Origin of the sequence: Chryseobacterium sp. C39-AII1 (assembly GCF_039672645.1) — a bacterium.
Taxonomy (GTDB): Bacteria; Bacteroidota; Bacteroidia; order Flavobacteriales; family Weeksellaceae; genus Chryseobacterium.
Window position 1 is genome coordinate 170613 of the sequence record NZ_JBDFPQ010000006.1, and the last position, 22599, is coordinate 193211.

Consider the following 22599-nt stretch of genomic DNA (forward strand, 5'->3'; position numbering starts at 1 on the left):
ACTCGGAATTTCGTGTAAAAAATAATGGATAAAAACAAATTCTACGGACTCGATCATCTGCGCGCATTGGCTATTATTCTGGTACTTTTATATCATTACAGAATGTTCAGGCATCCGGATTGGATCGATACAATTGGCTGGATAGGCTGGACCGGCGTAGATTTATTCTTTGTATTGAGTGGTTTTCTGATTTCCAACCAATTATTCGAAGAAATAAAAACACAACAGTATATTGATCTGAAAACATTTTTCACCAAACGTTTTTTCAGGATCATTCCGCCGTATGTTTTTACGTTGGTACTGTATTTTTGTTTTCCTATTTTCAGAGAAAGAGAAGCGCTGCCCTCGTTTTGGAAATTCATCACTTTTACACAAAATTATGGGTTGAATGTTATCGAAAAAGGAACGTTTTCTCATGCCTGGTCGCTTTGCATCGAAGAACAGTTTTATCTTTTACTTCCCGTTTTACTTCTACTTTTCATTATACGCATCAACTATCTGCGCTTCGCCATTCCGGCTTTAATTATTCTATCAATTTCATTACGATATTTTTCGTGGAATGAATATATCATTCCCAGTCTTGGAACTTCTGATTTCTGGAAGGAATGGTATATGAAAATCTATTATCCGACCTACACCCGATTTGACGGATTAGCGATTGGAGTTTTAATTGGATATTTTTATCAGTTTTCTTCAAAATTTAAATCAATCATCAATAAAAACGGAAATATTCTTGTAGCATCGGGATTTTTCGCTTTGATCTTTTCTTTATGGTTTTGCAAAGATCAATATTCAGAAAAAGCGTCTGTTGTAGGATTTACTTTTGTAGCCGTCAGTTATGGAATTCTATTACTCGGAGCGATTTCGAAATCCTCTTTTTTAAGCAGAAAAAGCACTTATTTCACTTCTCAGCTCGTCATACTTTCCTATTCACTTTATCTTTCCCATAAAGGAATTATTCATCTAATCCAGTTATTTTTAGAGAAAGAAGAACTACACATTTCAGATAACGTAACATTAATAATCTGCTTTTCTACCTGTATTTTGGTAAGTCTTTTTTATCGATTTATTATAGAAAAACCTTCAGCCAAAATAAAAAATAGACTGATTATTAAAAAATAAATGAATTTCAATGCATTCCTTAAACTCTATTAACTTAAAAATAAGTATATTGAATTTGATAATCTCCATTTATCTAAAAATCAGCTGTGCAAACTGATACAGACATCTTCTCCACGTCAGCCATTCATGATAGGTTTGCGGTGATTGATATTGAGTGTAAGGGTATTTATTTTGATCAAGATAATTGGCAATTGTTTTATTAAAATCTAAAAATCTAGCCTCTTCTTTTTCGCCAATTCCCATGAAAAATATTGGTTTTTGCTTTGATTTTAATAAATTATTGATAGAAAGTTCTTTAAAAGGGTGATTTTGGTCTCCACCGTAAATCACAGGACTGAACGAACCGATTGCTGAAAACACTTCAGGATGATTTACACCAATCAGCATTGCCTGAAAACTTCCGCGTGAAAGTCCGGCAATGGCTTTTTTACTGTTTGTGGAGTATTTATTTTCGATATAAGGAATCAATTCCTGCATGACGATTTTATCTAAATTTTTAGCAGAAAGCACCGTGCGCTCCGAATTATCAGGCCATTTTTCCTGCTCAGGATTCAATGCCACACCGTAATCCATCACGACAATCATTTCTTTCGCCTTATTTTCGGCAAAAAGATTATCCAAAATATTCAAAATATAGCCTTGCTTTTCCCAACCCGTAATATCTTCTCCAGTTCCGTGATACAGATACAAAACTGGCAGTTTTTTCTTTCCGTAATTCGAAGGGAGATAGACTTTAAAATTTCTTTTTCCTAAAGTTATTTTTGAATCTAACTGATCATCAACAATTTTCCCTTGCTTAACATTCTTTGCAAAGAAAAAATCTTCTCCCGAAGGAATTTCAATACCACTTGTAGGTTGCCCGTATCCGAAATAAAGTTGCGTGTTTGGATCATTGGTGCGTTTTCCATCCACATTAAACCAATAATAATGAAAACCCACATCAATAGGCGAAGTGGAAACATTCCAAAATCCGTTTTTGTCTTTTGTAACGGAAGACTGTACGTTTTTCATTCCGTCTCCGCCTTCTAAAACAACAGATTTTGCATCAGGAAAATATGCCTTAAATTCAGCATTTCCTTTTACATCAATTTTTGGAAAATCTTTCCCTTTTGTCGCCGTTACAGAAGTTGTGTATTGAGAAAATAATATCGCTGAATAAAAGCAAAGAATGGAAGTCAGTATTTTAAAATTTTGCATGAATTTAAATTTAAACGAAAAAATTAATCAATCCTAAAAAGATCAATTATAATAATTCATTAATCAAATGTACATAAAATTTACTCCTTCGTTTTGATTCAATAAAAATCAATGGATTATTTTAATCGAAAATATTGTGTAAATATCATATTTAAAATGCAAAAAACGCAGCTATTCGTTTTCTCTTATTCTCTTTTTTAAGTAATTTTACCTGATAATATATAAATAATTCATGAAAAAAATCATACTTGCAGGAATCGTGACTTTTGGAGGATTTCTAACAGCCAATGCACAGTGTAAAACGGTAAATACGCTAACGGAAAATTTCGATACCTGGAAAGACATCAACAAATGTTGGACGGCTCAAGCAGGAAAAGCGATGCTGTATGCGAGTGATAAAAAAATCATATTTTACTCGATGACTAATCCTGGTGAAAATATGTATCTGATAACTCCAAAAATCAAAGCAGGAACGTATACATTAAGCTTAGACGCGTCAGATAACGGAGGAGAAACATCTTTAGAATTGTTTTCTATAGCGAACGCAGCTGATACAAAATCGTATATTTCTATTGCTAAAGCAGCAAAAATTACGGGAGATAAAAAAGTATTTAATGTTACATTAAAAAAAGATACTCATTTGGGGCTTAAAGTTCTTCTGAATGGTGTACATCAGGCAGTTTATGTAGATAATTTCACATTGAAACCTAAGAAATAGTTAGTGTCAACAGGATAAAGTAGCTTATTTTTAACGTTCTATGTTTTATATGCACATAGAACGTTGAAAGTGAGTTATCATTTTAAGTTTATCATTTCAGTTTTGAAGACGTTATTTTTCAGTACCTCAAACACAAACACCTTACAATCAGGAGACTAAATTATTTTCCCGATAGTAAATTTCTATAAGCAGGAGATATAAACTTTTCAATTTCCTTCCATGTAAACGAAGCTGAATATTCCTCGTAATTGCTTTTACCTTCTTTATCGCTTTCATGAAAAATAATTCGAATACCTGATATTTTTCCATTACGATCAGCGATCAATATATATTCGGAAAGATTTTCGGAATGAAAAACAACCCCTTGCTGACCTTTAATTTTTTTGTCACACAATGATAAAAGAAGACGTTGATTGATAAATAACTGTTTACCTATTTCTGCATCTTTATTGAGGTCGAAAAAGTAATATTGAGTCTGCTCAAAAGAAGAACCATACGCCTGAATATTCACCGAAACATTTAGCAGCTCGTTTTTTTGATACAGTATTTTATATTTTTCAAATCCGTATTGGGATTCTTGTAAGAGGTTTTTTGATATCAAATTGTTCAGCGTATCTTTTTTAGCCTTCAGTCTTTTAGTGGCGTCATCAAATAAAACTCCATTAAAAAGATCGCCCTTTTTCTGAATCTGCTGGTAAATTGCAGTTCCTTTATGATCTCCTATTTTCAATTCCTGCAGTTCAAAACAGCTATTGGAAACACAGACCGAATCTTTTAAAACAGAAACATTCTGACCCGATACATTCAGAAAAAATGTACAAATAAACAATAAACTTATACGGAGTGTCTTCATTTCTTATTTTTTTAAAAATTCATAATGTTCATCAATCTGAAAAGCCACTTTAGCCCTGTCATAATTTGCTTTTCTTTTAGGCAACGCCTTGGTATCATATCTATTGACTGCTTTAGAAACAGAATCTACATCATCGGCATCAGCATGTTCTTTGGCTGTCTTTTTATTATATTTTGTACCTTCATTCCAAAACCAGATTGCAGACTGAGTAGCATACATGGCATTTTCGGATAATTTCAGATAATTTCCTTTCAGATCTACACCAGGTTTCTCTTCGGTAAAATCTATTTTTCCGGTAGTATCATCAGGAAAAGAATTCTTGTTTCGGTATTTTGAAAACGTAACGTAATTTGCCCTTCCGGTAACCTGCTTCAATCCCCTTCCTTTAAATTTCCAGCCGTCTCTCGTTAATTCGTCTCCATTCCCAAGCCCTCGGGTATCTCCGGGAAAAGGTGCATACGCTCGCGACATCAGAGGAACGCCGAAAACACCGTGTGGTATAAGTACAATTTTGTAATCTGTTTTTTTATCCGCTTTTAAAACTTCTGAAACTGATAATTCTCTTTTACCTTTCCCAAATAGTAAACCTCTACATTTCTGGTAAAACTTTTTTGAATCGTATAAAACGGATTTCGTTGCTCGTAAACAATGGTTTCCAGCCTGTAGGTCTTTTGATTAAGATTCTGCAGTATATCCATCATTGGCATTAATATATTCTTCGCTGATAATCACTGTTCGGATCCATACCCATCCAATCTCTGTTCGCCGACCAATGGAGATACTCGTTTCTCATTTTTCTCAATAAACTTTGCCAACGGTCGGCATACACCGTAACTTCAGGAATATTAATTACAGGATTTCCATCCTTATCTCTTGTTACCGTAGTAGGCCCAACGGGAGTTTCGTCTCTCTTTTTTTCGTTTTGTTTATCCAGCTCTTCATCACTAATGAAGTTCCAGGCTTCTTTACTTCCAAATACATATTCATGAAGCCTTCTTTTAGCAGCAGGCAAATGATTATCAAAATCGATAGAATATGCTGTTTCTGTTTTGCTTGTAATATGATGATCGTAAAAAGCTTGCCCCTGTTCTTCCATAAAGTGCAAAGGAATATAGCTGTATTCTTTTCTGAGAAACCTTGTTCCTGTGATTTTCCGGTAAGCAGCCCCCCAAGTCAGAATATTAATCGCCGTATTATTAATCTCAATTTGATCGTCTTTAAACCAATGTTCATCAATTAATTGTTGCATTCTATTTTTTAACGCCCAAAAAGGTTTATGATTGGAGGTTTCAATTTCATCTACTTCTTCCATACCGTTTTCATACGCGCCACCGATATCGCAATGAACTCCTGGAAACTCTTTTTCGATACTGCCGGGAAATCTTGTTAATGAAAAATTTTCACGATGTTCATTAGCCGCAGTAAAATGAACTGCTTTAAAATAAGGACCCGGATTTTTTAATTGAAGCTGGTCTACATCGTCTCCGAAATTATGCTGAGATCCTAAGGTAGAATGCACCATTCCTCTATATCCTACTCTTTCCATACTTCCCATATCGCCAAATTCTTCATAAGATGACACCGTATCGTATACTCCGATGAAACGCAGGTCTAATTCCAGCTCCTCAAGTTCTTCATTCGTGAGAATACCTTTGCTTAAAAGATAATATCCTAAAAAGCCAAACTTGGATAATTTTCCATTTATTAAAAACGCAGGATCTACTTCCGTTTTATCTTTATCTATCCAAATTATCCTTGTATATAGGAACTCTTACAGAACCACTCTGAGTATAGGTTTCAACGTACTCATACCCTACTATTTTTCTGGATTTTCTGATTTCAATATCTTGCGACCTTTTATGACCATTGATTTCATAAGCGAAATTTCTGGCGGCGGCAGCTCCTCTACTGAATCCAAAAGTATCGATGGTAATTTTTGTAAGTTGCTTATCCAGATTGGAATTATTTCTGATAATTAATTTAATTCTATCAGCCAATTTTTCACATCCCTTTCTTACTTTTCCTCTTACCCCAGTTTTTCCGGAACCGTATTGAAATCCATCATCTACATCTCTGCTATTATCCAGTGTACCAATACCTTCTATATAGATGGCGTAGTCTTTCTGCTCGCAACTTTTATACAATCTTGCCAGATTGGTAAAGTCGTTACTGAAACTGTTATCAACCCCTTGCTTGTCCAGCATTCCTCTATGGCTGCCTTTAAGATAGCGATCGTATTCAGAATCATTTTCAGAGATGTTTTCACTTTCGAGCGCATCAAATTGTTTTTCATGTTGCTCCCTCGTTTTTTTTATGGCTTCTTCTTTAGCCAAGATTTGCTCCTTGGTATCGGTACTTTCTATTTTATTTTTACCATCTCTGTATTTTTCCCTTAGTTCTGTATTTTTAAGATTATTCAAAGTTCCATCAAAAAACACCCCTATCTCCAACTGCAGTTCATCTACAGGAGATTGGGAACTACCAGAATTATAAACAAATGTTTTTTGCATAATAATAAATTGAAGTTTACTTTAATGCTTTTTTTTAGATTTAAACATTTCTAAACGATCTGTTTTAATAAAAGCTTCTTTACCATTCTCTCCTTTTAGTTTTACTGTAAAAAAACTAAATGCTTCATTTACTTTAATGATGAGTTCTGCTTTGGTACTTTTAGGATCGTCTCCAAAAACTTCTTTAAAAGCTTCTACACTCGATTTCGCATTCAGATCGCATGCTGCTCCATATCTGTTATCATTTTTATCTGTTACCGACATTGAAATTGAAGCAGGAATTGCTCTATTATCATAATCTGACAGTAGCTTTTTTGCGGCATCTAATTGCTCACGTTCTCCGTTAATCATTCTAAGGCCTATATCTCGAGAAGAATTTAATGCAGCATTTTCAGGAAGTTCAAAAACAGGTTTCCAGCTAAATCTTGTTCGATAAACCTCCCATAAACCAAATGGAATAGGCTTTCCTTTGTTTTCCTCCTGTATCTTTTTCGGAATAATTTGCTCTCGAGTATGCACCATATCCAAATAATCTTTTCTCCAAAAACGATTTTCGTGGCTGTCTAGTTTTGCAATCTCAGATTCCGGGATGGTTACCTTTTTACCTTGGTATCTGCCGATTTCTTTTTGTACACCCACCCCTGCTACCCATACCACTACAACACCACCGGGCGCCATTCCCACAGCAATTACATCGTAATTCAGATGTTCAGTTTTTCCGCTTCCGTTGGTTGCTTTTATATCATAGCCTTTACTGAAATATTCTCTTATTTTTTGAGTATCTATATCGGTATCTATTTGATAGAATTGATTTTCCATGAATGACATCCAGATAAAATCCAGACGAGTCGGCAATCCTTTAAAACCATTGCTCATTCCGTTATTAATGTCGCCCCAAATGTTTGTTCCGGGAGCTATTCCAATGCTTAAACCAACCCACTCGCCACCTTCACAATCTATTCCTCCTTTATAAACTTCCATGGGAAATCCCAACGGAGCCGAGGTTCCTTCCGTCCATTCATATTTTGTCATAGTTTTTGCTTTTTGAGGCTCTTTTTTTTCCTGACACGAGATCTGAATAAAAAATAATACGCTCAGTACATATTTTATTAATGTGTTCATGATTTTAAAATCTATAGCTATAAATGATTTATTTAACCATTATCCTTTATTTACCTTTGCATCAATCTTGCCAAGCATTTTGGCAACTCCTGAACTTTGCAGTAAAATATCACCATTTTTTGCTTTGTGAGTGGTTGTGGAAGTTGTTTCCTTTAAATCTCCTGTAACATTTACCGTTTTATTCTCGTTTACCGTTTGTTTATAATTCTTAGAACTAAACTGATGATTATTTTGAATGCTTACATTATGATCGTTTCCAACCGTAGTTTTCATGTCTTTTCCAACACTTACAGTAAGATTTTCGCCTGCTATAAAAGTCATATTTTTCGGAGCTGTGACTGTAATATTACCATTTCCATCCATAAAGTAGATATTACCGCTCGGATCTAGTATTGTTACGCTCTTTTCATCATCATTCATCAAAACCTTTATTCCGCTTTTAGTTTGAATAGATCGCATATGATTGTTTACACCGCCACCGAGCCCAATTTGGCCATGAAACATTCCTCCCATGGCAAAAGGAAAATCGGGATGGTGATATTCAAAACCTACCATTACCTGATCGCCTACTTCCGGCACGGCAACATATCCTCTATTTTGGGTAACGGCATTGGTCCCTCCGGCATCTGGACTCATCATACGGATAAAATGTGTAGAATCGTTCACCTGCCAATCAAATCTTACCTGTATACGCCCCTGATTAAGAGGATCTGTATTGGAAATAACAGTGGCAATCTGCGGTTCGGCATTCGGAACAGAGAACTCAGGTCTTGGTAGAAAACCTGTACCTTCGGCGATGGCTTCAAAGCTTCCTGTATAAAATCCTTTTGTATTTACTTCGTGAGAAACTTCAGTAATCATCAATTTAGTAAAATAAGAAGTCTGATTACTATCCGGCTTTCTCATCTCAATATCAGCAATGCATCCCGGATACAAAAATGGAACTGTTGTAGATCCTGAAACGGTAAATACTTCTACAGCAGCACTTCCGGCAGCACCTTTCTGTGAATCATCCAAATCCATTGAAAGATTAGCGTTAATGGGTGAAGAAACTAATGACTGACCGGTAAAAATATCATTATTAAGCTGATAAGCCTTTCCTGCCAATTGTCCAAGATGTTTTATATCAGCGGTTGAACTATTGAATTTGGAATGTTCACTACTGTTGTAACCAAAAAACTGGGGTTTGGTATGAAGTGCTTTCAGCTCTACACAAATATCATTTACATTACTGCCATACGTAAGACGTACGGGTTTCTTTGCAGCAGGCAGTTTACCGAAATACAGAATTTCTCCGTCATAAAAAAACTTTTCTCCGTAAGACACAGCAAGCCTTGCCAAGTAATTGTAATGAGTTTCTTTGTATTGAGCGCTGTAGTTGATATAACTTTTGTTCTGGGCATCAATCTTATAATCAAATGCTCCGGAACTTATTGTTTCTTTGATGATACGTTCTGCGATAATAGAAGTATTTACAGTCTGACCACCTCCAAAGCTCTGGGTATGAAGTGCAGAATCCATAAGAATGGTAGGGCTGAAACCTTTTAAAATAATATTTCCCAGACTCATTTTTTCCTGACTGTAGGCTACTTTGGTAATAATTCCTGCAAAGGTTCTTTCAGGGCCATTATTATCGACATCTTTATATCTGAAAACTACCGTAAGCCTTTTTCCCAAAAAGTTCTGTGCTTCCTGTAAATCATGATTTTCTATATTGCCCAAAGAATCGTGAGCCAGAATAAGTTCAAAATCATGATGTTTCCGTACACTCTGCTGGAGTTTAAAATGTTTAAAATGTCGTATGATTTTACCATCTACCACTATTTCAAGCTCTACAATACGCTGCACTCCTGAAATATGATTTTCCGCAATTTTATCTGAATTTGTTGCAATCTTACTCATATTTATTTGTGTTTTGGTTACTATATTACATTAAAGTTAATCAAGTTCAATGAGATATAAAATTTAACTCCCAATAATATGAGAAACTGTAGTAAAACTACGATTCTGTATTTTATCGCCAAAAAAAGTAAAAATCTTTGGTCACCGATTATTTTCTCTTATTTACCGAGTGATTTTGCCCATTCGATGAAAAGTACCGTGATTCCTGAGGTAATGAGTATAGTTTTACTTCAGAAATAACACACAAAACAATTAAAATAAAACATTATGGAAATTATTCAAACACCAGAAAACGCATTATCTCACTCAAGTGTAACAGCTATTATTAATGCACCTATCGAAAAAGTAAACATCGCAGATTGGTTATTAAATCTACCCGATGCCGAATACCAAAGATGCTCAACCCAACACATCGGCGCGGCGATTTCTACAACTTATGACGGCGAGCCTGTTTCATTAAATGTAGAAACCATCGGAGATGCATTGATGGTACAACATTATGTTGCCGATGTTTACCGTCCTGATTACTGCAGAATGCTTTCAATCTCAGATTCAATTACTAAAAACGGACGTACAAAAGTTCAGGTTTTATGGGAACTGAAAGCGACAAAAATTGATGACAACACTTGTCTTTACACCAACGAAATTCACGCTACGGCAACTCCTGAAATGCTTGCTTATATTAAAGAAAACGGAATTAATTTAGCTGATGCAGCGGCTTCAAGACAAGCAGCTTCTGATGCCCACAACCACGAAGAAACTCCAAACTTTGCGAAAAGCATCGAAAATAAAGCTTTAACAGGGAAATATAATCAACCTTTTTAATCTAAAGCATAGATGAACGTATTTTTCGGATATGCTCATTTTTATTTTAAATCATGGAAAAAACATTATTTGAAAAGTTAACAGGAAGCTGGAAACTGGTAGATCTCATCGAAGTTGCGGTAGATGGTGGCGAAATAACCAAACCTATGGGTGATGATCCTAAAGGTTTAATCATTTACAACAGCGATGGCTATATGTCGGCTCAAATTATGAATCCCGAACGTAAAAATTTCACACAAGAACATTGGACGAACGCAACACCTGAAGAATACACAATGGAAGCTTCTACTTATATGGCATATTCGGGTTCGTTTCAAACTGATGATGAAAAACAGATCGTGAGCCATATTATAGATATTTCACTTTTCCCCAATTGGACGGGGCAGACGCAAAACAGAAAGGTTATCTTTAGAGATGGATTGCTACATTTGGAAAGCGAAAAGCCTTTTTTGAGCAATTCAAGGTTGGTGATTCATCAATTAAAATGGAAAAAAGTATCGTAAAAATTTAAACCAAATTATTATTAATATGAAAGCAGTAGTTATTACAAAATACGGAGATCCTGAAGTACTTCAATGGCAGGAAGCTCCAACTCCACAGATAAGCGGAGACCAGGTTTTAATAGAAGTACAAGCAGCCGGACTTAATCGTTCTGATGCCTTTCAACGTGAAGGAAATTATCCAGCCCCCAACGGCGTTGCTGCTGAAATTCCAGGGTTAGAAGTTTCAGGAATTATTGTTGAATGTGGACCGGATGTTGTCGATTTTAAAGTAGGCGATAAAGTATGCGCTTTACTCGCTGGCGGAGGTTATGCAGAATACGTAAGCGTTCGCGAAGGACAATGCCTTCCCATCCCTGCATCATTATCATTTACTGAAGCAGCAAGTCTTCCGGAAACCGTTTTCACTGTTTGGTCGAACGTTTTCCAAAGAGGAAATTTGCAACCGGGAGAAACCGTTTTATTTCACGGCGGAAACAGTGGGATTGGGATTACGGGAATTCAGATTGCTCATGCGCTGGGATCAAAAGTTATCGTAACAGCGGGCACAGAAGAAAAAGGGCAAAAATGTATTGAACTTGGGGCAGATGTATTTATCAATTATAAAACTCAGGATTTTGAAAAGGAACTGCAAGATGAAGGAGTAGACGTAATTTTAGATATGATTGGCGGCGATTACCTCAGCAAAAACATTAATATTCTGAAACCGGAAGGCAGATTAATCCACATTAATGCGGTAGACGGAAGCCACGTAGATCTCGATATCTGGAAAGTGATGCTGAAACGTCTCACGGTGAGCGGAAGTACGCTTAGAAGCAGAGAATATGAATTTAAAAAATATTTAGCCAAAGAAGTTCAGAAAAATGTGTGGCCCTTGATAGAATCGGGAAAATTCAAACCTGTTATTTTCAAAACGTTTCCTTTTTCAGAAGCTGCAGAAGCGCATCGATTGCTTGAAAAAAATACGCATGCCGGAAAAATTATATTGGTGAAATAGCTTAAAAATTGACCATGAAAAGGGACGCCATTTTTTATTCATCTATTATCATGGCTTTCTGTGCGGGTTTTGTAGACACCAGTACATTTACCGTGGCCGATGGATTGTTTTCTGCACATATCACAGGAAATCTGGTTGTTTTTGCCTATAAACTGAGTAACCATGCTCAAATTACAGATTTTATCAATTTACTCAGTTTTCCTGTTTTTATAGTAGCCGTGATCTTAACAGGAAAAATAAGTACAAAATTTAACGATAAAAAAAAGATAACGGGATCAATCGGTATACTTTTGATCCTCTCTGGATTGCTCGCTTTTTTTCTGAAAGAATACAACATTTCTTCGGGATTTTTATACCATGGAATGCTGATGATGGTTGTATTTGCAATGGGAATTCACAATTCGGTCAACAGGCTGTATTCAGGTTCTGTATTTGGGCCAACCACCGTCATGACGGGCAACATCACCAAAGCAGTAATTGATTTTTTCCTATATCACTCGACACAACATACCTCTCAAAAGCTTTTGGAGATTAAACAATCTTTGGTATTGCTATCAGGTTTTTTGGGTGGATGTATTTCTGGAGCATTGATTTCACATCGTTTCGGCTTGGTTTCTATGCTGATTCCTGGGATTTTATTAGCTGCTTACAATTGGGTTGCAATTAAGAAAAATACCGTACTTAATTTGTCTTAAAGCTTTTAAAAAATTATTTCACGACGTTAATAATCCAGCTACAAAAGCAACCAGGGCCCGTCATTTGGCAGCCTATATATAAAATCGGAAGTAAGAAAAACAGCAAAAAAGGTACATTCAATAGCGCTGCTTTGTATTCTTTTTTTAAGATATTTTTTATAAAATCTATCAGAAAACCGATCGATAAAAATAGCAATATAAAGAACAGCAAAATAGCTATTCCTAATCCGACATCAGTAGGATGTTCTTTCTTTCGATTGGCTTCGAATGCCATCTGTGCATAAAAATATAAGGCTGATAATGGAATTACCATAATAATCAAACGGATAAAAAATAATTTAAAATACTTCATTCAATTATTATTAATTAAATTCTTTTGTTTTTCTCTTTGTAGATTTTGAACTCCTTTAAATAAATCCAATAAGGTCTTTTGCTTCTTTTTGCGGTTAAATTTAAAATTAGTTTTAACTTAAAGATAATACTAAAAGATCGACCACAAATAAAAAAGAGACCTTAAAGAGATCTCTTTCGTAGAAAAATGTAAATATAATAGGTAAAATTATTTAATGATTTTCACCTTCTCGGAGTAACGAATCGGTGCCTTGGGATTTTCGGCAGGATAACCTAATGCGATATTAATTCCCACTTCATAGCCTTCGGGAATATTTAATAATTTTAAAATATCTTCGTTTTCAGGAAGATTTAAAGCAGTGACCAAAGAACCCAGCGGACAGGTTCCTAAATTCAATGCATGAGCACTCAAAAGAATATTTTGTAAAGAAATTCCTGCATCCAGCTTGGCTGTTGGGTTAGATTTATCAATTGCCATCACGATCAACGTTGGCGCATGGTGAAAAATGCTGAATCCTGGTTCTTTATATTTAGCTGCACTTCCCTGCATCTCTTTACCTTCCGCAAAATTCAGAAAACGCTGATTAATTTCTGCCAAAATCTTAGGATTCTGAATCACACGAATCTCCCAAGGCTGCTTGTTTAAAGCACTTGGAGCAAAGATTGCACTTTTCATAATCGTATCAATCTGCTCTTGCGAAACCTGCTGATCGGTATATTTTCTGATCGATCTTCTGGTCAGCATATTGTCGAGAATCGCCCGCGTGGCAGATCCCGTGTAATACGTTTTCGGGGCTTCGTTATCCTTACATGAAAGTAAGCTCACCAGAGTAAAACCTGATAATAGTAGTTTTTTCATATCTTTTAAATAGGACTGTTTATTTTTTTGCTGAATGAATAATTAAACTTCAATACGGTGAATACGATATACAGATACACCACATATTTAATCATCTGATAATGGTATAATGAAATAATGGCAAAGGCAAATACAAGGATTATCAGAATCAGTTTGCTAATATTTTCGATGAATGAACAGTATTCCCTTTTGTTTCCCCACGCGGTTGGCTTAAAAAGCTCGTTGATTTTGGGTGAAAAACCATTAAGTAGCAAAATAGAATATGACATATATTCGTTGCTGATTCCACCCAGAATAAAGGCAAAGGCCACACAGCCGATCATGCTTCCGTAGAAAAGTTTACCCTTCATACTAATTGGGCTGGAAGGCATATCCGTTGCCATAAAAATAGCTCCGAGCAGTAACCCTGAAATGGAAAATTTAAAATCTCCTTCATAACTGATAATCCATGACAATAGAATAAAAACAATAAATATCGCAGATGGAATATGCCATGAAATACGTTTTCTCAACAGCAGATATAAACCGCCCACCGCAATGCAGGCCGCAGAATATTCACCAATGGCTCCCAAAGTTTTATAGATTAAACTTTCCCAATAAGACGAATTGCTGTTTAAACCTATGCTTGAAAAAAATTCAGTTGTATTAATATTGATAAAATTCTTTGTATTCCAAATAGATGATGAAGTCATAACCGAAGCAAAAAACACCGTCATCAGTTCCCGACCAACCAAAGCAGGGTTAAACTTATTTTTTCCTGTTCCGCCCCATACGATTTTTCCGAAAACAATTGCCATTACCGCTCCAAAAGCCACCACATACAGCGGCGTAACCGGAGAAATGGTGAAAGCCAGCAGCAAACCTGTAATCACTGCACTTAAATCAAACGAAAGCTGGATTCTCTTTAATATAACAGCAGAAAATACAATATCTGTGATGAGGCATACTGCCACAGAAACGGCAGTCACAGCAAGAGCTTTCATTCCAAACGCCAGCCAAGACATCGCAACCATTGGTAATAAAGCAATAATCACGTCGAGCATCACAAAAAAAGTACTGCCGAATTTTGGTTTTATATAAGGATTCAGTTTCATTTTTTAATTATTATGTAAAAGCATTTTTCCTTCGAAAATAGCATCCATCAACGGAAGATCGCTCGGGCAGATATAAGCGCACGCACCACATTCTATACAATTCTGAACATCAAATTCTTTTAGCTTCATCAAATTTTTTTCAGCGCTTGCCCGAAGAAATTCCAATGGCATCAACCGTTGCGGACAGCCATCTACACAATATCCGCAGCTAATACAGTTATGCGATTTCGTTTTTTGATTCTTCAACAAAAGAATTCCTCCTGAACCTTTATTGATTGGGGTTAAAAGAGATTTTACCGCTTTTCCCATCATCGCTCCGCCAAGCACTATTGTTTCATTATTATTTGTTGAAATTTGGGTTTCTTTTAGAATATGCTCAATCGGAGTTCCTATTTTGATGAGGTAATTTCCCAATGTTCCATTATTGTTCCCTGATAGCGTGACCAACCTTTCCGTAAAAGGAATATTTTCGCAAAATGCTTTATAAATCGCCCAGATAGTTCCGACATTATTCACTAAAATGCCATGTTGAGAAGGAATCTCTCCTTTCTTTATTTCCTTTCCTGTAATGGATTTGATTAATTGCTGCTCGCTTCCCTGAGGATAATTATTTTTAACCAGTTTTATACTTAATGGTAAATTATATTCTCTAGAAATTTGTAGCAAAACCCTTGATAATTCCTTATTCTGCTTTTCAATCGCAACCACGATTTTTTTAGCTTTAATAAAATACTGAGCGACCTGAAGCCCTTTCATTAATTCCTGCGTCTGCTCTTTCATCAGAACATAATCTGCACTCAGATAAGGTTCGCATTCTACCCCGTTGATGATAAATGTATCAATCTCAGAAAATGTATTATTGTATTTTACATGGGTAGGAAACCTTGCTCCGCCGCTTCCTTCAATTCCGAAATTACTGAGTTTTTGGATAAACTCCTGAGTCGTTAATTGAGTATATTCATCCGCCGGAAAAGTCAGTTCATTATTTTTAAAATCATTTTTTAGAACAATGAAATTCTGACCGTCAATTTGAATACATTCAGAAATAATTCCTGAAACCGGCGCGTGAATATTGCTTGAAAAAAAATCATCAGACTTCGCCAACAACTGAAACTTTTTCACTTCACAACCAACTGCAACCACAGGCTGCATTTCCGAACGGTAACTTTTGAGCGGAATATAGAAATACTCCGGATCGGTGATGGTTCGGATCTTTATTTTTTTTGTTTTATTTTTTAAAGAAGGGATGAGAAGCATAAACTTTTTGTTGTAAATCCGTTATTTTCAATTCTGTAAAATTCAAATTCGAAATTTTCCTGCAATTTTTTGAGAACATTTGGAAATTGATTAGGTTCAACAGCAAATAAAGCCGTCGACAAAATATCACTCAGAAACGCCTGCTCACAGATTACTCCAACTTGTGAAGTTTCGGAGGGAAATCCCGTTTTAGCATTCAGAATATGTCCGAATTTTTGGTTTCCGATTGTGATATAATTTTCATTTCTTCCCGATAAACTGAAGCATTCATTAGAAATCAATATTTCAGCTTTTTCATTATAAACGGAAGTTTTTGCATCTGGAATTTTGATTCCCCAGGTCGGATGTTCAGCATTATTAATTACTTTTATGGTACTTCCTCCTGCGTTGATCAAGCCATCTTCCACTCCATTTTCTTTTAAAATTTCAATGGCTTTATCCACGGCAAAAGCTTTGATAAAAGATCCTGTGATAATTTCCTGACCTTCCGCAATTTTCACAAAATCGTCTTTAATTTCAATCTGATTATAATCAATTTTCTTTCTGATTTTTTCAATATCTCCAGAGCTCGGAACCGAATTAATTTCTTCATTATAAAATCCCCAAAGTCGAATCAGTGGCATTGAGGTAATATCATAAGCCCCCGAAGTAATTGAACTTACTTTTTTTATGATCTGAAGTAAATCAATTAATTGGTGATCAACCTTCACCCAATTTCCACTGTTTTTATTGATCTGATCGACAAATGAATTTTCCTGATATGAATTGTATTTCTGATCAATTTCCGACATTGCCTCAAAACACTGATCTATGATCTGAACATCGTATTTCGTCGGAATTTTTATCTTGCAGTCGCAGTAAAAAAGGCGTTCGGTTTTCGAAAGATAAACATTATTTGCTTTCAGAAGCTTTTTCATCATCATTGGTTTCAAGTTGAACTTTAGCATTCTTTTTCAACGCTTTGAAATTCACATTTCCCACGTTTACAATCTGGAAATAAAAATTAGGATTTCGCCATTCAGATTTCGCTGAATCATATTCCAGTTTCTGAACTTCAAAAGATTTCTTTTTTTCATTTTCTGCTTCTAAAGCCTGCCTTTCTTTTTCTTTCGCAAGTTCTTTTTCTTCTTTAAGATTTTCGAAGAATTCCTTATTTCCAAAAATGAGCAAAATGACACCTATACCATACAGTATGACCGATTGTAACTTCATCTAACGTTTATTAATAGCTGATTTGAGTAGATTGATGAAACAAAAATAGTTTTCCAGACACGGTAAACCATAGTTTTAATGATATATTCGCTAAAAAAATGACGAATTGAATTCATCATTTTTATCATCAAATCCTTTTATTTTACGTTACTTTTGCATAAAACTTACCTTCATGTACGGGAAAATGAAACAATTTATTGAAAGTAATTTTTTGCAGGAAGTTATTCTCCTGGTCTTTTCTTTCGTATTATTTACTTTAAACGACTGGATTCTTATCGCCAGCTGGAAAAGTCTTTTTCTGGGAATCATTTATTTTATTCTGCTATATGGTCATGCACAGATCAACCGTTTTTTTTTGTTGCCGATTTTAATTGAAAAGCATAAACTTTTACAATATTTACTGTTCACTTTTTTATTGTTGATTGTCTCTGCCTTGGCGCTGAATTATTTAACTGTAAATCAATTATATAAAAACTGTTTTCTGCACAATAATCCTATCAAAATGTCTTATCAGTATCAGATGGGAATTTTGTTGGGCTCCCTGATCTGCATTCTCGGTACAACAAGACTCGTGGAGTATTATCGTTCACAAAAAATAAAGGCAAGCAAAGAGCTTTTATTCAACAAAAATCAGATGGCTTTTCTGAATATGCAGCTCAATCCGCACTTTTTATTCAATACCCTGAATACCATTTATGGAATCAGTTTTAAATATCCCGAAAAAACACCGGAACTGATCTTAAAAGTTTCCGAATTACTTCGTTATCAGGTTGAAAACACGAAAAAAGAAACGGTAACTATCGAAAAGGAAGTCGATTTCATTTCAAGCTATATCGAACTCGAAAAAGAAAGAATAGGACATCGCTGTAAGATTGATTTCGTTTGCAATATCGATCATCCCAAAGATTTTAAAATTGCTCCGATGCTGCTTTTCACGTATGTGGAAAATGCCTTCAAACATGGAACCTGCACCATAGACGATTGCTTTGTGAAGATTAATCTTTCTATTCTGGAGGGTTGTTTATTATTAAATATTGAGAATTCAGTTCCCTCAAAAAAGTCCGAAACGTCTACTAATATAGGGCTCGAAAATACGCAAATGAGGCTCGAAATGTTGTATAAAAACAATTACGATTTGCAGATCAGAAATGATAAAAACACCTTCACCGTTGCTTTAAAAATAAAACTATGACGGAAGCAAATACATATAAATGTCTGATCATAGATGATGAACCGGCGGCACATTATGTGTTGATGAATTATATTGAAAAACACCCGAATCTGCTTCTTTCAGGGCAATGTTATAATGCTATTGAAGCATTAAGTTTTCTAAGAGATCAGAATATTAATCTTTTATTTTTAGACATCAATATGCCTGAACTTACGGGGCTGGAATTTTTAAAGCTACTCCCCAATCCGCCCAAGACAATTCTTACAACGGCTTACTCTGAATATGCTTTGGAAAGCTATGAATTTGGGGTAATTGATTATCTGTTGAAGCCGATTTCGTCTTTACGGTTTCTTAAATCTGTTGAACGCTTTTTATCATATCAAAATATTTCTTCAAAACAAAATTCCTTGACAGAACCAACAAATCTCAATGTAAAAGTAAATGGAAGGGACGAAGAAATTAATCTAAACGAGATCACTTATATTCAGAGTTATGGGAATTTCATTAAAATATTTACCGGACAGAAATTTTATTTGGTTTCTATGACAACGCAGGAAGTTCTTAAAAATCTACCTTCATCACAGTTCCTCAGAATTCATAAATCCTATATTATTTCATTACAGAAAATAGAAAAGTTTGAAAATAATGAGATTTTTATTTGTGATACAAAACTGCCCGTGGGAATTACTTTTAAGCAGAAACTGCAGGATCTGATGAATGGAAATTTTTAATTAATCATCTTTTTCAAACGAAAAATGAAGAAGAAAATCAATCCTATAACAATTGAAAAAATTGAAAATATTATTGTAGCAAACTCAAAAAAAACTTTTCCAACAGCCTGACTTTCACCATCACAAAGAACTTCATTCCCCCAAATATCAGTTCCTCGTTGACCTTCATACATAGACTCATTACAAGCACAATATTCAGGGATAACAATTCCCACATAAAATATCAGAAAAGGGATATATACAACCAGCAAAAGTATTCTGACTATTTTTAAGGTTTGTGTTTTAGCTTGGATTTTCATTCTACGTTTCAGCAATCCCTCCAACCATTTCTATCTGATTATCAACAATTTTAAATTCCAAACCGTGTTCCGTATCCAATTGATAATTAATCGATAAGCGGATTGTTTTATTTTTACTAATTCTTAAACTATTTAATTCTTTAATAAAAATAATATGCTTTTCCACAGCATCGATATTCAAAGGCGATACACCCGATTTTTCAGAATTTTCATAATAATGGGCATAAAGTTTTTGATATCTTTCAAATGTTTTTTGCTGTAAATCAATTAAAATGACATCAAAATTTTCAATAAAACTCTGATAAGTTTCTGCATAAGCATTCAGTTCTTTTTCGATGGGTGGCTCTTCAATAAGTTCATCTTCTTCATCAAATTCGTCACCTAAAAATATTTCCACTTCCTTTCCTTCAAAAAAAGGATGTGAAAAAGTGACCTCTCCAGAAAATCCAGCCCAATCCTCTTCTACTCTCCCCCAAAAAGTATGTTGCATCTTATTATTTTATTAAAAATTACGATTTAGATATGTGAAAGTACAAAAAACATAATCGTTGTGATGTATTTTACAGCTAATAAAATAGAAATTTAAACACTACCATAAAAATAGGAGGCTTATAAAAACCTCCTATTTGTATTAATAACCTAAAAAAAATCCATAGACTTCTTTATATATTGTGTGTTTTTTTATAAAGGTGTTGTAAGAAGTCGTTAATAGATTTACTATTCGTTCATGTAAAATATCAAACTTTTAATTTCAATATTTGCATAAATTTTATACTACAAAGTAACGGTATCGAGAAATAAAATCCACAATCAATATTGTAGATAGATATCGACGCAATAGTAGATATTTATCTACAAACATATTTTAATTCTAAAATTTCAATGCAACAGGTTGTGAAGAAAAAATGCTAATTGATTTCAAAAAAAGTTATTAATCAAGCATAATTAACATTTATTTCAAATTGATCGTTATTTTAAGTTTAAAATATTAGTTAATATCTGGATTTGAATAAATTACATTTTAAAATAAATTTACATCACCTATTTGGGTTATAAATAAATCTTAATTAATCCAATCACGTAAACAATTAATTAACAATAGATTAAATTTAAATCATATAACAGATAAGCTCTAAAAGCTCGCTTTATCTAAATACCGAATATTAAAAAAAAGTATTACTTTTGCTTAGAGAATAAAAATTGCTTTTCTGCGTTTTTATTACTAAATTTAGGTACACCAAATTATAAAACATTAAAATCCAGTCAAATGAGAAAAATACTTCTACTATTTACTTGTATGTTCGGTATTTCTGTTTTTTCACAAATTAAAGTGTTGAAAAACGAAACTTTGGTGGAAATTGGCAAAGATAATTCCGTAGGTTTATATAAAAAAGACGACAAGTTTACAATTAATTATCAGGATCTTAACACGAGTAATCTGAATACCATCAGATCTTTTTCTTTCTTGAATCTAAACGCCGATGTGGAGGGTCTATACAAGCTGATCTCTGACGGATTTATTGATACGCCCGTAGGAAATATAACGTTGGAATTACCCAATGACATTATTGAACTGAATTACGAAAAAAACTACGGCCAACCGACCGTACAGTTTATACAGTACATCAATAAAAACAGAAAATACGTTGGAAAATCTCAGTTTCTGAATAAAAAACAGGTGGATAAAATATTCGGAAAAACAACAGGAAAATCTGCACTGTATGATAAACCGGCAACGATAAATCACGTTAATCCGTCAAAATCTTCTTCAAGCCAAGCTTCAACAGCCACGCCGGCAAACAACGGAAAAGATAAAAAACCAAGAAAATAATTACATTTTTAAAATAATTACTTAACTCATTCTCCTCGGATGAGTTTTTTTATTTTATTTTTGCAAAAAAGATTGTTAAAATATGTCTCTTCAAATAAACAATTTAACCAAGAAATTTGGTGAACAAACCGCACTTAACAAAATCAATATTTCTATTGACAAAAACGAAATCATCGGACTTTTAGGGCCCAACGGAGCCGGAAAATCTACCCTGATGAAATCTATTGTGGGCGCGTTGAAAATTGAAGAAGGAGAAATTATTTTTAATGGTAAAAATATTGCCGAACACGAAATTGAAAGCAAGAAAAACATAGGATTTCTACCTGAAAATAATCCTTTATATCTTGAGATGTATGTGAAAGAATACTTACAATTCGTTGCAAACATTCATAAAATTCCGTCTTCAAGAGTAGATGAAGTGATTAAATTGGTTGGAATTACCCCTGAAAGATCAAAAAAAATCGGTCAACTTTCAAAAGGTTACAAGCAAAGAGTCGGTTTAGCTCAAGCCATCATTCATCAACCTGATTTGTTGATCCTGGATGAACCAACCAACGGACTTGATCCTAACCAAATTATCGAAATTCGAAATGTGGTCAAAGAAATCGGGCAGGCAAAAACTGTTTTACTTTCTACACACATCATGCAGGAGGTTGAAGCACTGTGCTCAAGGGTCATTTTGATTCATAAAGGGAATATTCTTCAGGATTGCCCCATCGATGAATTTAAAGGCAGATTCGACAGTCTGGAAGAGGCTTTTGCTAATTATACGCAAGCCACCGTTTAAATGGCTTTATTTTTGATGGAGTTTTATCCTCAACTAATAAACATTTAAAAAATGATTAAAAAAATTTTATTAAGTACATTTTGTATCGCACAATTTTCATTCGTAAGCGCAAATGTTATTAATGAAAATCCCGTTTCAACCATAAATTACCAAAAAGAAAAAGTTCCGAAATCGGTTATTATTAAAACTAAAAAATTTAAAATAAAAATCGATCAGCAGCCCAATGGTAATTACCTTTATCAATCTTGGGGCGTAAACGGAAAAGTTTCTACAAAAGCGGCGATGATCATCTCCAACGGAAGTTTGATTCCTGATGGCAGCGGCGGAAACTATTATTATGAATTTGACAACAATGGTTATACGTACCAAGTTTGGAGAAATTATTTAACCGCATCTGCTAAAAAAGCTCCTTACACTTTAGTTGTTGTTGACCAAAACGGAAAAACAATCGTTAATCAAGACGGAGTAGTTGTAAAAAATTAATTTCAAATCAATATTAAAAATATTCCTGATCGTATGGTCAGGATTTTTCTTTTTAAACCTAGTTTATTTACCATTATTTTGGT

The 22599-nt window shown here is 34.5% G+C and carries 28 protein-coding genes; 12 read left to right on the forward strand and 16 right to left on the reverse strand.

Annotated features, from left to right (window positions below):
• The first annotated feature begins 24 nt into the window (after positions 1-24).
• Positions 25-1122: an acyltransferase gene (locus ABEG63_RS11865; RefSeq protein WP_346585004.1), complete on the forward strand. Its 1098-nt coding sequence runs from the start codon at positions 25-27 to the stop codon at positions 1120-1122.
• Between the two features lie 69 nt (positions 1123-1191).
• On the opposite strand, the gene ABEG63_RS11870 is transcribed toward ABEG63_RS11865, so the two are convergent.
• A complete protein-coding gene (locus tag ABEG63_RS11870) occupies positions 1192-2319 on the reverse strand; it encodes an alpha/beta hydrolase-fold protein (protein ID WP_346585006.1) in 1128 nt (375 codons plus the stop codon).
• A gap of 232 nt (positions 2320-2551) precedes the next feature.
• On the opposite strand from ABEG63_RS11870, the gene ABEG63_RS11875 reads away from it, so the two are divergent.
• On the forward strand, positions 2552-3037 hold the full coding sequence (locus tag ABEG63_RS11875; RefSeq protein ID WP_267402470.1) for a hypothetical protein: 486 nt from the start codon (positions 2552-2554) through the stop codon (positions 3035-3037).
• A 160-nt stretch (positions 3038-3197) separates the two neighbouring features.
• Here ABEG63_RS11875 and ABEG63_RS11880 read toward each other — a convergent pair whose 3' ends face one another.
• The 7 genes from ABEG63_RS11880 to ABEG63_RS11910 all read right to left on the reverse strand — a co-directional run bounded on the left by ABEG63_RS11880 (position 3198) and on the right by ABEG63_RS11910 (position 9424).
• Positions 3198-3890, reverse strand: a complete 693-nt coding sequence (locus ABEG63_RS11880) for a hypothetical protein (RefSeq protein WP_346585008.1) — start codon at positions 3888-3890, stop codon at positions 3198-3200.
• A 3-nt stretch (positions 3891-3893) separates the two neighbouring features.
• A complete protein-coding gene (locus ABEG63_RS11885) occupies positions 3894-4361 on the reverse strand; it encodes a hypothetical protein (protein WP_346585010.1) in 468 nt (155 codons plus the stop codon).
• A 65-nt stretch (positions 4362-4426) separates the two neighbouring features.
• On the reverse strand, positions 4427-4591 hold the full coding sequence (locus tag ABEG63_RS11890) for a hypothetical protein (RefSeq protein WP_346585012.1): 165 nt from the start codon (positions 4589-4591) through the stop codon (positions 4427-4429).
• 5 nt (positions 4592-4596) lie between these two features.
• A complete protein-coding gene (locus tag ABEG63_RS11895; protein ID WP_346585014.1) occupies positions 4597-5472 on the reverse strand; it encodes a hypothetical protein in 876 nt (291 codons plus the stop codon).
• Positions 5473-5626: 154 nt separating this feature from the next.
• Positions 5627-6400: a hypothetical protein gene (locus ABEG63_RS11900; protein ID WP_346585016.1), complete on the reverse strand. Its 774-nt coding sequence runs from the start codon at positions 6398-6400 to the stop codon at positions 5627-5629.
• 21 nt (positions 6401-6421) lie between these two features.
• Positions 6422-7522: a DUF2931 family protein gene (locus ABEG63_RS11905; RefSeq protein WP_346585017.1), complete on the reverse strand. Its 1101-nt coding sequence runs from the start codon at positions 7520-7522 to the stop codon at positions 6422-6424.
• A 39-nt stretch (positions 7523-7561) separates the two neighbouring features.
• The gene (locus ABEG63_RS11910) at positions 7562-9424 is read right to left on the reverse strand and encodes a phage baseplate assembly protein V (protein WP_346585020.1); all 1863 of its coding nucleotides are present in this window, start codon (positions 9422-9424) and stop codon (positions 7562-7564) included.
• Positions 9425-9502: 78 nt separating this feature from the next.
• Here ABEG63_RS11910 and ABEG63_RS11915 point away from each other — a divergent pair, with 78 nt between their 5' ends.
• The 5 genes from ABEG63_RS11915 to ABEG63_RS11935 are packed head-to-tail and all read left to right on the forward strand — an operon-like array spanning position 9503 to position 12441.
• A complete protein-coding gene (locus ABEG63_RS11915; RefSeq protein ID WP_346585022.1) occupies positions 9503-9664 on the forward strand; it encodes a hypothetical protein in 162 nt (53 codons plus the stop codon).
• A gap of 27 nt (positions 9665-9691) precedes the next feature.
• The gene (locus ABEG63_RS11920; RefSeq protein ID WP_346585024.1) at positions 9692-10249 is read left to right on the forward strand and encodes a hypothetical protein; all 558 of its coding nucleotides are present in this window, start codon (positions 9692-9694) and stop codon (positions 10247-10249) included.
• Positions 10250-10302: 53 nt separating this feature from the next.
• Positions 10303-10752 (forward strand): lipocalin-like domain-containing protein, encoded by a 450-nt coding sequence (locus ABEG63_RS11925; RefSeq protein WP_346585026.1) that lies wholly within the window; start codon positions 10303-10305, stop codon positions 10750-10752.
• 25 nt (positions 10753-10777) lie between these two features.
• Entirely contained in the window at positions 10778-11746 is a 969-nt protein-coding gene (locus tag ABEG63_RS11930; protein ID WP_346585028.1) for an NAD(P)H-quinone oxidoreductase, read from the forward strand.
• 14 nt (positions 11747-11760) lie between these two features.
• Positions 11761-12441, forward strand: a complete 681-nt coding sequence (locus ABEG63_RS11935) for a YoaK family protein (protein ID WP_346585030.1) — start codon at positions 11761-11763, stop codon at positions 12439-12441.
• Between the two features lie 13 nt (positions 12442-12454).
• Here the strand turns inward: ABEG63_RS11935 and ABEG63_RS11940 are convergent, their stop codons facing one another.
• The 6 genes from ABEG63_RS11940 to ABEG63_RS11965 all read right to left on the reverse strand — a co-directional run bounded on the left by ABEG63_RS11940 (position 12455) and on the right by ABEG63_RS11965 (position 17214).
• Positions 12455-12793, reverse strand: coding sequence for a hypothetical protein (locus ABEG63_RS11940; RefSeq protein WP_346585031.1), 339 nt, complete (start codon positions 12791-12793; stop codon positions 12455-12457).
• A gap of 207 nt (positions 12794-13000) precedes the next feature.
• Entirely contained in the window at positions 13001-13651 is a 651-nt protein-coding gene (locus ABEG63_RS11945) for a nitroreductase (protein ID WP_346585033.1), read from the reverse strand.
• Positions 13652-13656: 5 nt separating this feature from the next.
• Positions 13657-14745 carry an RnfABCDGE type electron transport complex subunit D gene (locus tag ABEG63_RS11950; protein ID WP_346585035.1) on the reverse strand — a complete coding sequence of 363 codons (1089 nt, stop codon included), beginning with the start codon at positions 14743-14745 and terminating at the stop codon, positions 13657-13659.
• 3 nt (positions 14746-14748) lie between these two features.
• Positions 14749-16002 carry an electron transport complex subunit RsxC gene (gene rsxC / locus ABEG63_RS11955; protein ID WP_346585037.1) on the reverse strand — a complete coding sequence of 418 codons (1254 nt, stop codon included), beginning with the start codon at positions 16000-16002 and terminating at the stop codon, positions 14749-14751.
• Entirely contained in the window at positions 15981-16949 is a 969-nt protein-coding gene (locus ABEG63_RS11960) for an FAD:protein FMN transferase (protein WP_346585039.1), read from the reverse strand. The genes rsxC and ABEG63_RS11960 overlap by 22 nt, the downstream gene beginning before the upstream one ends.
• Positions 16894-17214, reverse strand: coding sequence for a hypothetical protein (locus ABEG63_RS11965; RefSeq protein ID WP_346585041.1), 321 nt, complete (start codon positions 17212-17214; stop codon positions 16894-16896). Before ABEG63_RS11965 ends, ABEG63_RS11960 begins: the two co-directional genes overlap by 56 nt.
• 172 nt (positions 17215-17386) lie before the next feature.
• Here ABEG63_RS11965 and ABEG63_RS11970 point away from each other — a divergent pair, with 172 nt between their 5' ends.
• Positions 17387-18406 (forward strand): histidine kinase, encoded by a 1020-nt coding sequence (locus ABEG63_RS11970; RefSeq protein WP_346585043.1) that lies wholly within the window; start codon positions 17387-17389, stop codon positions 18404-18406.
• Positions 18403-19116: a LytTR family DNA-binding domain-containing protein gene (locus ABEG63_RS11975; protein ID WP_346585045.1), complete on the forward strand. Its 714-nt coding sequence runs from the start codon at positions 18403-18405 to the stop codon at positions 19114-19116. Before ABEG63_RS11970 ends, ABEG63_RS11975 begins: the two co-directional genes overlap by 4 nt.
• On the opposite strand, the gene ABEG63_RS11980 is transcribed toward ABEG63_RS11975, so the two are convergent.
• Both ABEG63_RS11980 and ABEG63_RS11985 read right to left on the reverse strand, forming a co-directional pair.
• Complete coding sequence (locus tag ABEG63_RS11980; RefSeq protein ID WP_346585047.1) at positions 19113-19415, reverse strand: hypothetical protein; 303 nt, start codon at positions 19413-19415, stop codon at positions 19113-19115. The genes ABEG63_RS11975 and ABEG63_RS11980 overlap by 4 nt on opposite strands.
• A 1-nt stretch (position 19416) precedes the next feature.
• Positions 19417-19905 carry a hypothetical protein gene (locus tag ABEG63_RS11985; RefSeq protein WP_346585049.1) on the reverse strand — a complete coding sequence of 163 codons (489 nt, stop codon included), beginning with the start codon at positions 19903-19905 and terminating at the stop codon, positions 19417-19419.
• Positions 19906-20682: 777 nt separating this feature from the next.
• Between ABEG63_RS11985 and ABEG63_RS11990 the strand changes: the two genes are divergently transcribed.
• The 3 genes from ABEG63_RS11990 to ABEG63_RS12000 all read left to right on the forward strand — a co-directional run bounded on the left by ABEG63_RS11990 (position 20683) and on the right by ABEG63_RS12000 (position 22516).
• Positions 20683-21246, forward strand: a complete 564-nt coding sequence (locus tag ABEG63_RS11990; protein WP_267402451.1) for a hypothetical protein — start codon at positions 20683-20685, stop codon at positions 21244-21246.
• An 82-nt stretch (positions 21247-21328) separates the two neighbouring features.
• Entirely contained in the window at positions 21329-22033 is a 705-nt protein-coding gene (locus ABEG63_RS11995; protein ID WP_346585050.1) for an ATP-binding cassette domain-containing protein, read from the forward strand.
• Between the two features lie 51 nt (positions 22034-22084).
• Complete coding sequence (locus ABEG63_RS12000) at positions 22085-22516, forward strand: hypothetical protein (RefSeq protein ID WP_267402449.1); 432 nt, start codon at positions 22085-22087, stop codon at positions 22514-22516.
• Positions 22517-22599: the final 83 nt, after the last annotated feature.